This window comes from Streptomyces sp. NPDC058751 (assembly GCF_042746485.1).
In the GTDB taxonomy this organism is placed as follows: domain Bacteria; phylum Actinomycetota; class Actinomycetes; order Streptomycetales; family Streptomycetaceae; genus Streptomyces.
This window is the reverse complement of record NZ_JBHYPZ010000033.1, coordinates 1-15,767: the sequence shown is the minus strand read 5'-3', so window position 1 is coordinate 15,767 and position 15,767 is coordinate 1. Positions and strand designations below refer to the sequence as shown.

The following is a 15,767-nucleotide window of genomic DNA, read 5'->3' as shown; positions in this document are numbered from 1 at the left end:
CAGCATCGATGACAGAACGAGGAACGGGACCGGAACCCGGCCCCGGAGCACGACCGGGACCAGGACCGGAGCCGGGTACGGCCCGGACAGGGAGACGACGGGGTGGACGTGTGGACATGCTGACGATCGGGGCCTTCGCGAAGGCCTCCCGGCTGTCGCCCAAGGCGCTGCGGCTCTACGACGAACTGGAGCTGCTGCGCCCCGCCCGGGTGGATCCCGAGACCGGGTACCGCTACTACGCGGCGGAGCAGCTCGGGCAGGCCCGGCTGGTGGCGTGGCTGCGACGGCTCGGCATGCCGCTCGCCCGCATCCGCCGGGTGTGCGCCCTGGAACCGGAGCCGGCCGCGCGGGAGATCGGCGCGTACTGGGCCGAGGTCGAGGCCGAGACGGCGGCCCGCCGGGACCTGGCGGCGTTCCTCGTGGACCAACTGTCACCGTCCCTACGAAAGGACACCACCATGCTGGAACTCCGTTGCTCGGCACTCTCCGACACCGGCCTCGTCCGGGAGGCGAACCAGGACAGCGTCCACGCCGGCGCCCGCGTCCTCGCGGTCGCCGACGGCTGCGGGCCGGGCGGGGCACCCGCGAGCACCGCGGCGGTACGGGCCCTCACGTTCCTGGACGACGAGCCGCTGTCGGCCGGCGGCGTGCTCAACCTGCTGGAGGACGCCGTGGAGGGCGCGGCACGGGCGGTGGCGGACCTGGTGCCCCGGTACACCACGGCAGGAGCCCCGGACGGCGGCACCGGCAGCACGCTCACGGCCATGGTGTGGACCGGCTCCCAGCTCGCGCTCGTCCACATCGGGGACTCCCGGGCCTACGTGCTGCGCGACGGCGGGCTGTTCCGGATCACCCACGACCACACGGTGGTCCAGTCGATGATCGACGAGGGCCGTCTCACCCCGGAGGAGGCGGCCACGCATCCGCAGCGCGCCATCCTGCTCAAGGCGCTGGGCATCGACACGTCCGCGCCCGACCTGCGGCTGCAGGACGTCCGGGCGGGCGACCGCTACCTGCTCTGCTCGGACGGCCTGTCCGCCGTCGTGCCGGACGAGGGGATCGAGCGGCTGCTCGCGTCGGCCCCCGATCCCGACGCGGCGGTCCGGGCCCTGATAGGGGCGGCGAACGACGCGGGCGGGCCGGACAACGTCAGCTGCGTGGTCGCGGACGTGGCCGAGGCGGCCCGTGCGTGAGTCCGTGAGGATTCCGGCAGGTCCGTGAGGATCCCGGCAGGTCCGTGAGGATCCCGGTTCGGTCGGCGGGCCCTCGGGCCCGCCGACCGGCCCCGGCGCCGGACTCCGGGTCGCGGGGGCCGTTCCCCGGCCGCCGCGGACGGCCCGGGGCCCGGGTCATTCCCCGGGCCTGCGGTAGCCGAGGGAGGTCTCGATGGCGCGGCCCACCGGGTCGACGGGGGCGTCGCCGCCGGGGCCGGTCAGCCAGGAACGGAAGACGCTCGCCAGTTGCAGGCCGAAGGCCTCGGCCTGTGCCTCGTCCGCCTGGCGCGAACCGTCGCGGGCGGCGACGGCACGGGCGACCTCCTCCCGGAGAGGCGTCGCCCCCGGTCCGTGCCCGCCGGAACGGCCCGAGAGGGCCACCCGCGCCACCGCCGTCGCCCGGTCCACGTGGTGATCGCGGTGGCCTTCCTTCATGTGCCACAACTCGTGGCCGAGGATGACGAGTTGCTGCACCGTCTCGGCGCGCTCCTCGACGACCACGAGGTCGAAGTCGCTGAACTCCATCCACAGACCGGTGACTTCGATCTCGTCGGGGAAGCGCTCGAAGCGGAGCTGGACCGGACGGCCGCCCCTGCGCCGGCTCATCTCGTCGCACAGGGCCCGCGCCAGTTCCCCCATGTCGACAGGCGTATCGATCCTTCTCCGCAGCACCCGGCCGAGCTCCACCGCCAGCGCCCGCATCTCGGAGCGGGTCCCGCGCGGACGCAGCGCCGCCACGAACCTGCCGACGGAGCCGGCCGGCCTCGTCGTCATCGCTCCGCCTCCTCGCCGTCCGGCAGGACACCGGGAAAGCGCGACGGGCACTCACTCACCAAAGGTCTCCCGGCAGTTGACTCATCAAGTTGTGACGCGAGGCCGACACTACGTGTCCGGGTCCGTCCACGCCACGGTTCCCCGGCGATCGTTCCCTGTTTCGGAGCGATCCTCACGGCGCCCGCGCTCCCCCTCCGCGTCCTCCTCCACGTCCTCGGCGGGAACGGTCGGCCGGGCACCCGGTTCCCGGGCCCGATCGTGTAGGAAGGGCCTGTTGCTCCCGGTGAAGTCCTCTCGGCAAGGAGTTCTCGTGTTCTCCCTCTTCCCGGCCCTGGTGGGCGGCTCGGTCGCGGACCGGTCCGCGCTCCGCTTCGGCGATCGGTCCCTGACGTACGCGGAACTGGCGGCCTGTGCGAAGGCGCTGGCCGCACGGCTCGACGGTGCCGGGAGGGTCGCCGTCTGGGCGACGCCGACCCTGGAGACGGCCGTCGGCGTCGTCGCCGCGCTGCTCGCCGGGGTGCCGGCCGTGCCGCTGAACCCGAAGTCGGGGGAGACCGAACTCGGTCACATCGTCGGTGACAGCGCGCCGTCCCTGGTGCTCGCGGCCGCGGGGGACCGGCTCCCCGCTCCGCTCGGGACGCTGGACCGCATCGACGTCGAGGTGGAGCCGGAGGCGGCGGGGGCACGAGCGGGGGCGGACGCGAGGGCGGGGGCGGACGCGGGGGCGGGCGCGGGCGCGGGCGCGGGGGCCGGGATCGCCGGTGACGCCGGGGCCGGTGGCGCGGGGGCGCCCGGTTCCGGCACGGTCACCGACCCCGCCGCCCCCGCCTTCGTCGTCTACACCTCCGGCACGACCGGCCCGCCCAAGGGCGCGGTCGTCCCGCGCCGGGCGATCGCCGCGACCCTGGACGCGCTGGCGGACGCCTGGCAGTGGACCGGCGACGACGTCCTGGTGCACGGCCTGCCGCTGTTCCACGTGCACGGGCTGATCATCGGCATCCTGGGCCCGCTGCGCCGGGGCGGGTCCGTACGGCATCTGGGCCGGTTCAGCACCGAGGGCGTGGCGCGGGAGCTGGGCTCCGGGGCGACCATGCTGTTCGGGGTGCCGACGATGTACCACCGGCTCGCCGAGGCGCTCGGCGAGGATCCCGGGCTCGCCGAGGCGATGGGCGGGGCGCGCCTGCTGGTGTCGGGCTCGGCGGCGCTGCCCCTGCACGACCACGAGCGGATCAGGGCGGCGACCGGGCGCGGGGTCGTCGAGCGGTACGGCATGACGGAGACCCTGATGAACACGAGCGTGCGGGCCGACGGGGAGGTCCGCCCCGGAACGGTCGGCGTGCCGCTGCCCGGCGTGGACCTGCGGCTGGTCGAGGAGGACGGGACGGCGATCGCCTGGTACGAGGCCGACGGCACCCCGGCCGGGGCGCACGACGGCGAGAGCGTCGGCGAGATCCAGGTGCGCGGGCCGAACCTCTTCACCGAGTACCTGAACCGGCCCGACGCCACCGCCGCCGCGTACAGCGCCGACGGCTGGTTCCGCACGGGCGACATGGCGGTCCTCGACCCCGACGGATCCGTCCGCATCGTCGGCCGCAAGGCCACCGACCTGATCAAGAGCGGCGGTTACAAGATCGGCGCGGGTGAGATCGAGAACGCGCTCCTCGAACACCCGGGGGTGCGCGAGGCCGCCGTCGCCGGGGAGCCGGACGCGGATCTCGGCGAGCGCGTCGCGGCCTGGGTCGTCCCGCTCGACCCCCAGGCGCCGCCGTCCGCCGAGGAGTTGTCCGACCACGTGGCGCGTGGGCTCGCCCCGCACAAACGGCCGCGCACCGTGCGCTTCCTGGACCGGCTGCCCCGCAACGACATGGGCAAGATCCTGAAGCGGGAGCTGCCGCGTGACTGAACGGATCTCGGCCCGCGAGGCCATCGCCCTGGTCACCGACAGTTTCGCCGAACTGCCCTGCCCCGAGGGCGATTCCCCGCCCGACGGCCCGCTCTCCTGGCAGGGGTACGGCGACGCGCGGGCGCGCGCGGCGGCCCGTACCGGCGAGGAGGAGTCCGTCGTCTGCGGCACCGCGACCTTCGGGACGGCGAGTTTCGGCACCACGATCGACGGCAGGGCCCCGCTCGGTCCGGTCACCGCCGTCCTCGTCGCCTTCGAGTTCGGCTTCCTCGGCGGCTCCCTCGGGGAACGCGCCGGGAACCGCCTGGAGGCGGCCTACGACCACGCCCGTACGCACCGGCTGCCCGTCGTCTCGCTCGTCGCCACCGGCGGCAGCCGGATGCAGGAGGGCATGCTCGCGCTGACCCAGCTCCAGCGGGTGGCCCGGCAGTCGGCGCTCACCAGGGAGGCGGGGCTCGCGCAGATCGCGGTCCTGCGGGACCCGACCACGGGAGGGGGCTGGGCCACGCTCGGCGCGGGCGCCGACGTCACCCTGGCACTGCCGGGCGCCCAGGTCGCCTTCGCGGGCTCCCGGGTCCGCCCGCCCGACGCGGACCCGGCCGCGTACACGGCCGAGGCGCAGGTCGTGGCGGGCTCGGTCGACGCCCTCGTACCGAAGGACGGGCTGCGGGAGGCGCTCGCCCTGTGGCTGGACCTGCTCACCCGGCCCTCCGCCGGGGCGGCTCCCGTCCCGGCCGCGCTGGGCGGCGCGACCGGCCTGCCCGCGACCGGCTGGGAGGCGGTGCAGCGCGCCAGGGCCGCCGGACGCCCGCGCGCCGAGGCCTACCTGGACGCCTTTTTCACCCGCAGGGCGGCGATATCCGGTGACCGCTGCGGCGGCACGGACGAGGGCGTGCTGTGCGGATTCGGCCGCGCGCACGACGGGCGGACCGTCGCGTACGCCGCCCAGCGCGGGACCCCGACCCGCCCCGCCGGATACCGCACGGCCGCCCGGCTGGTGCGGATGGCGGGACGGCTCGGCATACCGGTCCTGACCCTGGTGGACACCCCCGGCGCCGCGAACGACGCCCTCGCCGAGCGGCAGGGGGCCGGGGCGGCGATCGCGGACCTGTTCGCGGCGGTGGCCGGCGCCCGGACGCCCGTCACCACACTGGTGATCGGCGAGGGCGGCTCGGGCGGGGCGCTGGCACTGGCCGCACCCGGCAACACCTGGGCCACGCCGGACAGTTACTTCTCGGTGATCGCACCCGAACTGGCGGCGGCCATCCTGAAGCGGCCGCCGGGCGACGTCGAGGCGACGGCGAACGACCTCCGCGTCCGTCCGCAGGACCTGGTGGAGCTGGGCGTGATCAGGGGCGTGCTGACGCGGGAGTAGACGGAGCGGTGCGTACGGCGGCGCCGTCTCCCCTTCGCTCGGGAGACGGCGCCGCCCGCCGGCCCGCGGAGGCTACTTCACCCCCAGGGCCCGGATGATCTCCTGCCGCACCGAACCGCCCTCGTCGTCGCTCACGGAGGCCCGCAGCGAGACGTACGAGGTGCCGCGCGGGACGTTCAGCGTGCCGCGCCAGTCGGTCCGCCCGGCCCCGGTGAGCTTCACCGGCCGCCAGGTGGCGCCGTCGTCGTAGGAGACGTCGAGGGTCCCGCCGCGGAGGGTTCCGGTGCCGACGGCGTCCTCTATGTAGCGGCCCCCGATGCCGATCGGCAGCCGGCGGCCGGCCCGGACGTCGCCCGCGAGGTCGGTGTCGACGTCGAAGGAGAGGTTGATCAGGGGCAGATAGCTCCAGTGGTCGTCGGGGGTGGCCGCCGACCGGAAGGTCCACTCGGCGTGGCCCTTCGTCGCGAGCCGCCAGCGCTCGGGGGCGAGCGTGGTGTCGGTGACGACCTTGTAGGTGTGCTCGTCGGCGGGCGCGTTCCAGTCGTAGCTGCTGGAACCCGTCCGCCGGTCGACGCGCACCCCGTCGAGATACAGCTCGGTGAACTGGGTCATCCCGTTCCCGGTGTCCCACACGCTGCCGAAGCCGGTGTGGTCGGGGCCGGAGTCGCCCCAGCCGGGGGTGTTGAACCGCATCGCCTTCCCGGCACGCTGCTGACCCCAGCCGAGGCCGGTGCCGAGCCAGGGGTGCCAGACCGGCTTGAACCAGTCGAGCTCCGGGTGGGAGCCGCCCTTGTACGTGACCAGTCCGCTGCGTTCCTCCAGGGCCGCGTCGGCGGAGAACACGGTCTCGTGCCACTTCTGTCCGGGGCCGGTGGAGACGTAGTCGGTGCGCTCGGCGGGGTGGTCGATCCGCTGGAGGTAGCCGATCCCGACGGGGAAGGCGTCGGTGAGGGAGTAGCGGAACTCCGCGCCTTCGGTCGGCGTGCTGCCGTGGAACTTCACGTCCAGGGCGGCGAGTTCATGCCCCTTCGGCCGGTAGGTGAGGTCGGTGGCCGGGATCGCACCCCGGTGCCCCTGCGAAAGGTCGTACATGTAGGGCGAGTTGGCGGTGCCGGTCATGTCGACGCGGCCCGCCCGGCGCAGCCGGGCCGCGTCGGCGACGTCGACGGTGGCGATCTGGAGCGGGCGGTCGCCGCCGTCGTCCGCTCCCCACCAGGTGTTGAGCCGTCCGGTCACGTCGTCGGTCACGAACAGCGCCTCGGCCCCGGCGTCCTGGGCGGCCTGGGCGAGCGCTCCCGGATCGGCGCCGTCGGCGAGGCGGGCGAGGACCGCCTTGCCCGCGACCGCGGTGAAGGGGCCGTCGCCGACGTCGACGAGCGGGAGCCCGGTCCGGCCCTCGAGCAGGGTGCCGCCCGCCTGGACGAGCGCGTCGCGGACGCCGTCGACCTCCAGCAGCGGCTTGCCGAGCCGCCACACGGTCCGGTACTCGAAGGTGCCCTGTTCGACCTTCGCGGTGGGCGCGGCGAAGACGCTGTCGTACCTCGGCCCCACGAGGACCGCGCCGAGCAGGTCGGAGCCGCCCGCGTCGCGGTCGTACTCCATGAGCAGGTGCCGGGTCTCGGTCCTGCGGTTCACCTCGGCCTTGACCTCCCGCAGCCGCCGCCCGTCGAGGGTGACCTCGCGGTCCCGGTCGAGGGTGATCTCGGGGGCCGCGAGGAAGCCGAGCCCGAGCGAGTCGGCTCCGTGGCCGCCGCGCACGTCGAGGAAGGAGTTCAGGCTGTACGTCCCGGGCGCCAGGCGCAGCTTCAGGGTGCCGGAGTCGCCGACGTAGGCGGAGAAGGCGTCGGTGTCCGCGACGAGCGGCTGGACGGCGAGGGAGGCGGCGGTGGCGGCCCCGTCGCGGTCCTTGACGTGCACCGTGAGGGTGTAGCGCTCGTCCTCCTTGACCAGCCCGAAGGCGGTGTGCGCGACGGTCGTGCCGTCGGCGGCCGAGGCCACGATCTGCCCGCTGTTGTTCCCCACCGCGGCCTTGGCGCCGTCGCCGGTCACCGTGGTGGACGCGGTGCCGTGGGCGGGCACGGTGAGGGTGGTGTCGGCGAGGGTGGCCAGCCCCTCGGGGGCGCCCCGCACGGACAGGGTCAACGGCACGTCGGAGTCACCGGAGTTGGTGTAGGTGACGGTCTTCACCACCGGCTCGCCGTCCGGGTACGGCCAGCTGAAGAAGCCGAGGTCGGCGCTGCCGGTGGCGGTGACCTTCGCGTCGACCGCGTCCGGGACGCTCACCCTTCCGGCGCCCAGCTGGTACGCGGAGGCGTCGAGTTGCCTGGAGGTGGACATCAGCGCGTCCTTGAGCCGGGCGCCGGTCCAGTCGGGGTGTTCCTCGGCGAGCAGCGCGGCCGCTCCGGCGACATGGGGCGTCGCCATGGACGTACCGCTCATGGAGGTGTAGTAGCCGCTGCCGCCGACCAGTTGGGAGCGGGCGGCGAGGATGCTCACGCCGGGGGCCGACAGGTCGGGCTTGAGGGCGTTGTCGCCGTGGCGGGGGCCGGCGCTGGTGAAGTAGGCGGCCCTGTCGGCGGAGTCGACGGCGCCGACGGTCAGGGCCGCGTCGGCGGCGCCCGGCGAGCCGATGGAGGAGGGGGCGCCGGTGTTCCCGGCGGCGATGACGAAGAGGGCGCCGGTCTCCTTCGACAGGGTGTCGACCGCCCGTGCCATCGGGTCGGTGCCGTCGCTCGGCTCGCTGGAGCCGAGGCTCATGGAGACGATCCTGGCGTGCTGGTCCCGCGCGGCCCACTCCATGCCGGCGATGATCTGTGACTCGCTGCCGGAGCCCGCGTCGCCGAGCACCTTGCCGACGACCAGGTCCGCGCCGGGGGCGACGCCCTTCTCCTTGCCGTCGGAAGCGGCGCCGCTGCCGCCGACGGTCGAGGCGGTGTGGGTGCCGTGGCCGTTGCGGTCGGCGACCTCCTGCCCCTCGACGAAGCTCTTGGTGGCGGTGATCCGGTCCTTGAGGTCGGGGTGGGTCAGGTCGGCCCCGGTGTCGAGCACGGCGACGGTGACGCCCTTGCCGGTGAGCCCGGCCGCCCAGGCCCGCTCCGTGCCGATCTGCGCGTTGCTCTGGGCCATGTCGGCGCTGACGCGCCCGTCGAGCCAGAGGCCCTTCACCCCGTCCTGCGCGGTGAACGCCCGCCAGAAGGCGCGGCCCTTGTCCGCCTCGACGGCCGCCCCGTGCACGCTGGGCAGCGTCCGGGTGCGCTCCGCTCCGCGCGGGACGACGGTCCGGGCGCCCCTGTCGTAGGTCATGATCAGCGGGAGCTCGCCGGTCTCGCTGTCGGCGAGCCCCTGCCGTATCAGCTCGCTGACGTCGAACAGCCGCTCGTCGAGGGTGCCCGCCCGCAGGTACGGCAGGGCCTCGTCCGGTACGACGCTGATCTCGCCGTCGGCCGTCTGCGTCCGCACGGTTCCCAGGACCCCTTCGGGCCGCTCGACCGTGACCGTCTTCTTGCCGCCGCCCAGATCGGTCACGGTCGCCTTGTCACCGGTGACGAGGGTGACGGTGTGGACGGCGCTCGGGGTGTCCACCGTGCTCGCGGCGCCCGCCTCGCTCACGGTGCTCGCCGGGTCCGGGCCGCCGGTTCGCGCACCGGCGTCCACCGCCGGCAGCAGGCCGATCACGAGCCCGGCCGACAGGAGGGTCACCCCACGTCTGACAGGTCCTCTGTTCATACACGCCTCTCTTCGGTCGTGTGTTGCGAAAAGAGTGTCAGGGACCTTGTGTTGCGGGGGAGTTGACGGAGCCGGGCGGAAACGTGCCATGACGGCTGCCCGCCAGGACAGGCGGACACGAACCCGCGGAAACCGGGACGGCGTCGAGCGCCGCCCCCGGCACGGCCGGGGCCGGACCGCCGCACCGGCGTTCCCCGCACCGGCCGCCCCGCCGCCGGAGGTCCTGGCGCCCCGCCTCCGGGGTCTCCCGGCGGCCGGCCGGGTTCGGCCGGGGTCGGCCGGGGTCGGCCGGGGTCGGCCGTCCGGGCACCGGGGTCCTTGCGGAGCAGGGCCCGACGCCGTCAGCGGTGCCGCGTGCGGACCGCGGGGCCACCCGGCCGGCAGCACCCCGCCCGGCCCTCCAAAAGGGGCGCCCGCCGCCCCGCGCCCGCAGGATGCGAGTAAGGACCGCCGCCCGGCGGAGCCCCACGGTCTGCGCTCTCGGGAGGACCTGCCATGACCGCCAGTCTGGAGCAGCTGCGCCGCTGTCACTTCGCCGTCGACATGGGCGCGGCGAGGACCCGTGTATGGGTGCGGGGCGGGGGCCTGGCCGTCGACCAGCCGAGCGTCGCGGCGATCAACACGAGGACGGGCGCGCTGATCGCGGTCGGGGAGTTCGCGGAGCGGATGACGGGTCGTACGCCCGAGTACATCCGGGTGGTGCGCCCGGTGTCCGGCGGCACCGTCGTCGACATCGACATGGCCCAGCGGATGCTGCGCCAGCTGCTGGGGGACAAGGTCCGGCGCACTCTGCGCCGCAAGCCCCGGCTGCGGGCCGCGGCCTGCACCCCGCACGACGCGGGCCCGCTGGCCCAGCGCGCCACGGTCGAGACGCTGGTCGGGCTGGGCGCGCGGCGGGTCGAGCTCGTCGACACGCTGATCGCGGCGGCGGTCGGCTGCGGACTGCCCGTCGAACAGCCCGAGGCCACCATGGTCATGGTGTGCGGGGCCGCCGCGACCCAGCTCGCCGTGCTGTCGCTGGGCTCGATCGTCACCGCCGAGCGCATCCCGGTCGGCGGTGAGGCCGTCGACCACGCGATCGTGCAGCACCTGCGCCACCGGCACGAGCTGCTGCTGCCGAGCCAGGCCGTACGGCCGCTGCAGCTGGCCCTCTCCGGGAACGGGCTGACCCCGCACGGACCGGCCCTGACCGAGATCCACGGGCGGGACGTGGCGACCGGTCTCGCGCGTTCCGTGAAGGTCGACACCGCCGCCGTGCGCACGGCGATCGAGACACCGCTGACCGCCGTGCTGGACGGCATCGGCAAGGTGCTGCGGTCCTGCCCGCCCGATCTGGTGGCCGACGTCGCCGACCGCGGGATCATGCTGGTCGGCGGCAGCGCGCTGCTCCCCGGGCTCGACGAGATGCTCCGGCAGGCGACCGGTGTGCCCGTCCACATCGCCGAGCGGCCCGAGCTCTGTGCCGTCCAGGGCCTCGGCTACATGCTGGAGGGCAAGATCGAGCCGAGGATCCTGGATCCGCTGGCGAAGTGACGCCCCGGCGTCCGAGGGCCCCCTATGACCGACCCCGTTCCGGGACTCCCGCCCCTTCTGGAGGCGGTCCTCAGCGTCGGCACCGAACTCGAACTGCGCGCGACCCTCCAGCGGATCGTGGACGCGGCCGCCGAGCTGACCGGGGCCCGGTACGCGGCGCTGGGGATGCGGGACCCGGGGCGGGACGGGCCGGTACGGATCCGTACGGCGAGACCGCCCGCCCCTGGACCGCCCGTCCCCGGGACGGGCCTTCGGGCGGAGGGGCCCGGGGAGTCCGGGAAGCCCGCCCCGTACGACTCCCCCGGACCCGCCGGCTCTCCCGGGCCCACCGGTTCCCCCGAGTCCCCCGGGTCCTCCGAACCCGACATCTGTCTGGACGTCCCCATCCGGGTCGACGACGAGGTGTTCGGCAACCTCTACCTCGCGGACAAGTCCACCGGGCCCGTCACCCGTGAGGACGAGCAGCTGGTGCGCCTGCTCGCCACGCAGGCCGGCATCGCGATCGCCAACGCCCGGCTGTACGAGACGGCCCGGCAGCGGGAGCGATGGATCGAGGGCGCCGCCGCCGTCACCACGGCCCTGCTCAGCGGCGGGACAGGAGCCGACGCGCTGACGACGGTCGCCGAACGCGCCAGGCTCCTCGCGGGAGCCTCGGCGGGGATCATCCTCGAACCCACGGACGAGGGCGGCATGGAGATCGTGGTCGTCTCCGCACCCGGGGACCCCGCGGACCTCGTGGGCGCCGCCATCGCGCCCGGCAGCCCCCTCCTCGAACAACTCCTGGGCGGGGAGCCGGTGTTCATCGAGGACTCGGCGACCGACCCGCGGATCACGTCTCCCGCGCGGTCCCGGTTCGGGCCGAGCATGATGCTGCCCCTGCAGACCGAGGGCCGGCTCATCGGCACGCTGGCCCTGCCGCGCGGACGGGGCGAGCGCCCGTACACGGAGGTCGAACGCCTGCTGGCCGCCCAGTTCGCCTCGCAGGCCGCGCTCGCCCTGGTCCTCGCCGACGCCCGGCACAGCCGTGAACTCCTCGCGGTGTACGAGGACCGGGACCGCATCGCCCGCGACCTGCACGATCTGGTCGTGCAGCGCCTCTTCGCGACCGGCATGATGCTGGAGTCCACCCGGCGCAGGAACGCCGCGCACACGGGCGGGGACGGTGGCGGCGGGGCCGAGGAGGTCTCGGCGATCCTCGGCCGGGCGGTCGACGAACTCGAGGCCACGGTCCAGGAGGTGCGCACCGCGATCTTCGCGCTGCAGCAGCCGCCCGCCGACGCCCCCACCACGTTCCGCGGGAAGGTCCTGCACGAGACGGACGGCGCGGCGGCGGTGCTCGGCGTCAGGCCGTCCACCCTGTTCACGGGCCCGGTGGAGAACCGGATCACGGATCCGGTGGCCGGCCGGCTGCTCACCGCCCTGCGGCGCGCCCTGGCCGCGGCCTCACGACGCGCCGTGGTGTCGCGCATCGAGGTGACCGTCGACGTGACGGTCACCCTGCCGGACGGCCGTCCCGGTGTCCGCCTGACCGTCCGCGACGACGGGAGCGCGAACGGCGGGGAGCCGGGCGCCGACGGTACGAGCGTCACGTGGGAGTCCCCTCTGCGGTGACCGGAACCGGCCGGCCGGGTGCGCCGTCCGCCCTCTTGACGCTGCCCCGGACTCTCCGTAGCCTCCCCGTCCGTACCTGTACGTGACCGAGGTTCATATCCAGGAATACCGAGAACGGGTGGGCGGACATGGGCGGACGGCGTGTGGTTGGTGTCCGGCGGGGGTACGGGAATCGGGCTGGCGACGGCGGAGGCGTTCGCCGCGGACGGGGACCGGGTGGTGCTCCTGGGCCGCCGCGAGGACGTCCTGCGCAAGGCCTCCGACGGGCTGAACGAGCGGTTCGGACCCGAGGCCGCGTCCTGGCACGCGGCCGACCTGGCCGACCCCGAACAGGTCGGCGCGGTCCGGGACTCCGTCGTCGCGGACGGCACACCGGTGGACGTCCTGGTCGCCAACGCGGGCGGCAACGTCGCCGCGTCGCACGACGGCGGCCTCGCCTCCGTCGCCGAGAGCTACCGGCGCAACTTCGAGGCCAACGTCCTGACGGCCGTCCTGCTCACCGAGGCGCTGCTCCCCCACCTGCGCCGGCCCGGCGGCCGCATCGTGCAGCTCTCCTCGATCGCCTCGCTGCGCGGCCCCGGCTCGTACGGCGGCTCCAAGGGCTGGATCAACACGTACACCTACGATCTCGCCCGGCGGGTGGGCTCCGAGGGCATCACCGTGAACGCGGTCGCCCCCGGCTTCGTCGGGGACACGGAGTTCTTCGGGGACCGCGCCACCCCCGAGTTCGTCGCCTCCCGCGTGGCCCAGTCCCTCACCGGACAGCCCGGCCGGCCCGCGCAGATCGCGGCCGCCGTCCGGTACCTCGCGTCCCCGGAGGCGGCGTACACGACGGGCCAGCTCCTGCACGTCAACGGCGGTGCGGCACTGGGCCGTTAGGGCCTGTACCGGGTGGGCGGCGAAGCGGGTTCCGGGCCCCTGTTCCCCCTCGCCTCCGGTTTCCCTCCGGAGTCGTACAACCGTCCGACGGCGGAAGACGTCTGACGTTCGGGAATCACCGGTTCCCCGCAGTTCACCCTTACGCATCCGCCGATCCACCGAGGAATCCCCCCATGCTCCGGACCTCACTCGACCGCCGCCCGTCCCGCAGGACCGCGGCCACGGTGGCCGCCGCCGCGATCGGCGTCGTCGGCCTGATCCCCCTGGCCGCCGCGCCCGCCTCCGCCGACGGCTCCCCCACCGGTCTGGCGCTGGCCCCGCTGACCTCGGTCGACGGGGTGAAGCCCGGCGGCAGCTTCCAGGTGCCCGGCACCTTCGCGAACAAGGGCGCCACGGATCTCGACAAGGTCTACCTGTCCTACTCCGTCACCCGGGGGCTGGCCCACCAGGAACTGCCGTCCAACTGCACCCGCTACGAGACCACCGCCTACGACGAGAACCCGAGCCACTCCGTCGCGGTCTGCGAGTTCGACCAGACGCTGAAGGCCGGTGCCGTCTACGCGCCCGAGAAGAACCTGTCGCTGAACGTCCTCGGCCACGCGCTGTACGACACCCTCCGCGTGACGGTGGCCACGTACAACTCCGAGCCCTCCGACGGGACCAGGGAGACCGTCCGGGGCACCGGGCCCGCGGTGAAGCTGACCGAGCTGCCCTCGACCACCCCGGTGCGCGACGGCGACGTGAACCACCCGGACTGGGACTCGGTCAGCCTGACGGTCACCGCGGACAACACGGCCGACTTCCAGGTGGCGGACACCCTGCTGAAGGGCCGCGTCGGGGACACGGTCTCCCTGGACGCCAAGTTCACCAACGCGGGTCCGGGCTGGGTACTGTCCGCCCTGGGCGACCCCGTCGCCCAGGTCCTGATCAAGATGCCCGCCGGCACGACGGTGACCAAGGCGTCCGGCGCCTGCTCGAAGGTGGCCACCGGGAGTTACAGCTGCGGCCTCGCCAACTCCTGGATCGAGGAGAAGGGCTCCGTCACCTACCAGTTCAAGCTGCGGATCGGCAAGGCCGTCCCCGGGGCCGAGGGTTCGGTGGCGCTGGGCGCCGAGGACCGCCCGTACGACAAGAACAAGAAGAACGACTCTGCCGCGATCCGGCTCGACGTCGACGGCGCCGACGGTTCGACGGGCGGCTCCGGCTCCACGGGCGGCGGCGGCTCCACGAGCGGCGGCGGTTCGACCGGCGGATCCGGTTCGACGTCCGGCACGGGCGGTTCCGGCGGTACCTCCACCGGCGGCTCGGGCTCCACGGGCGGCTCGGCGGCGACCGGATCCTCCGGCTCCTCGACCACCGGCGGCGACCTGGCGAACACCGGCTCCGGTTCCGCGCTCCCCCTCGCGGGCGCGGCCGCCGCGGCCCTCGTCGCCGGCGCGGGCGCGGTCCTCGTCGTACGCCGTCGCGCGGCCCGGGGCTGACGACCGGCCGCACCCTTCGGACATGGCACGGCCCGCCGGGCATCCGCCCGGCGGGCCGTTCGTGCGTGATCACGGGTGGGTCGGTGCGGTTCGGGTCAGGGCGCGTGGACGTCCGGCGCGCGTGTCAGTAGGGCAGCAGGCGCCCCGACGGCGTCCTGCGGTCGATCGGCGTCTCGCGCGGGGCGGAGGGCCGGCGGTGGACGCGAATCCGGATCTGACGGTTCATGACCCCTCCTCATGACTGATCCCCATGACTGATGAGACCGGCGTCCTCATCGACGCGCATAGACGCATGGTGCCCACGGAAGCGCCCCTCCTACCCTCCGAGCAGCATGTTCCGCCGCGGCTCCGCCGCGGTGACGCCCCGCCCGTACGGGGTCGGCGCGAACCGGCGTTCCCGGCTGGTCGCGGCTGTTCGTCCGTGGTCACCTGGAGCGCATGAACAGCAGACACGGCGCGCGCGTCGCACAGTGGTGGGAAGCACTGGACCCTTCGGCACGGAAGGCACTCCTCGATCTCCACCTGGTCGAGGGCGGCAGACTGCCCGAGCAGTTCGTGCGGGGCCTCAAGGACCACGGCATCCACCCCGTCCAGTGGGAGGAGCCGGAAGCCGGGCACATCGTGCCCGCGGAGGTGGCGGAGTTCCTCGCCGGGAAACGGCCCGCGAGCGGCTGACCGTCCGCCGCACGGGGGAACCGGGCTCCGGCGGCGCCGCCCGTGTCCCACGACCGTCCCAGAGGTGATGCGTTCCCGCAGGTCACAGGTGTGGGACTGTCCCGCCGTCCCGATCCGGACGGAGAGGGTCCGCTGCGGGGCTGGCGCTGCCAGCCTGGTCGGCGGCCGCACCCTCGCCGTCGGGGCCGGCGACAGCACGCACCCGTACGGCACCGCGGCCGACCTCGACGTGCCCGGGGTGGCCGCCAAGACCGTCCACCAGAAGGCCGGGACCTGCGGGTTCTCCGGCCCGGAGCGATACGCCGTCGACCACCAGCACGCCGGCGGCCGGGCCGACCTCGGCCGCGACCGGTGGTGGGAGAGCGGCACGGTCTGACGCTCCCGGTGATCCGGGGCACGGAGGTCCGGGTACCACGGGGTTGTACCCGGGGCTCTCGTGCCCCACCCTTCCGGCGCGGGGGGGGGGGGGCGGGCCGCCCCCCCCCGGCGGCGGCCGGCGCGGCCCCCCGCGCGCCCCGCCGCCGCCCCCCCCCCCGACCCTACGCGCCACGTGTCCGCCCCGACCGCCCTTTTCCGAGCCAGTGGCTGTTCAGCCC

General features: G+C 74.6%; 11 protein-coding genes. 9 read left to right on the top strand and 2 right to left on the bottom strand.

The genetic code is table 11. The features are described 5' to 3' along the window. The first annotated feature begins 110 nt into the window (after nt 1-110). Complete coding sequence (locus ACFW6B_RS27480; protein WP_386599860.1) at nt 111-1,193, top strand: MerR family transcriptional regulator; 1,083 nt, start codon at nt 111-113, stop codon at nt 1,191-1,193. A gap of 156 nt (nt 1,194-1,349) precedes the next feature. Here the strand turns inward: ACFW6B_RS27480 and ACFW6B_RS27475 are convergent, their stop codons facing one another. Continuing rightward, the gene (locus ACFW6B_RS27475) at nt 1,350-1,988 is read right to left on the bottom strand and encodes a toxin-antitoxin system, toxin component (RefSeq protein ID WP_386599859.1); all 639 of its coding nucleotides are present in this window, start codon (nt 1,986-1,988) and stop codon (nt 1,350-1,352) included. Between the two features lie 310 nt (nt 1,989-2,298). Here ACFW6B_RS27475 and ACFW6B_RS27470 point away from each other — a divergent pair, with 310 nt between their 5' ends. Then, nucleotides 2,299-3,891 carry an acyl-CoA synthetase gene (locus ACFW6B_RS27470; protein ID WP_386599857.1) on the top strand — a complete coding sequence of 531 codons (1,593 nt, stop codon included), beginning with the start codon at nt 2,299-2,301 and terminating at the stop codon, nt 3,889-3,891. Next, a complete protein-coding gene (locus ACFW6B_RS27465) occupies nt 3,884-5,266 on the top strand; it encodes a carboxyl transferase domain-containing protein (protein WP_386599855.1) in 1,383 nt (460 codons plus the stop codon). The genes ACFW6B_RS27470 and ACFW6B_RS27465 overlap by 8 nt, the downstream gene beginning before the upstream one ends. A 72-nt stretch (nt 5,267-5,338) precedes the next feature. Here the strand turns inward: ACFW6B_RS27465 and ACFW6B_RS27460 are convergent, their stop codons facing one another. After that, the gene (locus ACFW6B_RS27460; RefSeq protein ID WP_386599853.1) at nt 5,339-8,992 is read right to left on the bottom strand and encodes a S8 family serine peptidase; all 3,654 of its coding nucleotides are present in this window, start codon (nt 8,990-8,992) and stop codon (nt 5,339-5,341) included. Nucleotides 8,993-9,487: 495 nt separating this feature from the next. Here ACFW6B_RS27460 and ACFW6B_RS27455 point away from each other — a divergent pair, with 495 nt between their 5' ends. The 6 genes from ACFW6B_RS27455 to ACFW6B_RS27430 all read left to right on the top strand — a co-directional run bounded on the left by ACFW6B_RS27455 (nt 9,488) and on the right by ACFW6B_RS27430 (nt 15,547). Then, nucleotides 9,488-10,525: a rod shape-determining protein gene (locus ACFW6B_RS27455; RefSeq protein ID WP_386599851.1), complete on the top strand. Its 1,038-nt coding sequence runs from the start codon at nt 9,488-9,490 to the stop codon at nt 10,523-10,525. Between the two features lie 24 nt (nt 10,526-10,549). Further along, nucleotides 10,550-12,136: a GAF domain-containing protein gene (locus ACFW6B_RS27450; protein WP_386599849.1), complete on the top strand. Its 1,587-nt coding sequence runs from the start codon at nt 10,550-10,552 to the stop codon at nt 12,134-12,136. Nucleotides 12,137-12,286: 150 nt separating this feature from the next. After that, nucleotides 12,287-13,015 carry an SDR family NAD(P)-dependent oxidoreductase gene (locus tag ACFW6B_RS27445; protein ID WP_386599847.1) on the top strand — a complete coding sequence of 243 codons (729 nt, stop codon included), beginning with the start codon at nt 12,287-12,289 and terminating at the stop codon, nt 13,013-13,015. 173 nt (nt 13,016-13,188) lie between these two features. Then, entirely contained in the window at nt 13,189-14,496 is a 1,308-nt protein-coding gene (locus ACFW6B_RS27440; RefSeq protein WP_386599845.1) for a hypothetical protein, read from the top strand. A 438-nt stretch (nt 14,497-14,934) separates the two neighbouring features. Then, nucleotides 14,935-15,171, top strand: a complete 237-nt coding sequence (locus ACFW6B_RS27435) for a hypothetical protein (protein ID WP_386599843.1) — start codon at nt 14,935-14,937, stop codon at nt 15,169-15,171. A gap of 64 nt (nt 15,172-15,235) precedes the next feature. Continuing rightward, nucleotides 15,236-15,547 (top strand): hypothetical protein, encoded by a 312-nt coding sequence (locus tag ACFW6B_RS27430; RefSeq protein WP_386599842.1) that lies wholly within the window; start codon nt 15,236-15,238, stop codon nt 15,545-15,547. The last annotated feature ends 220 nt before the right edge of the window (nt 15,548-15,767 follow it).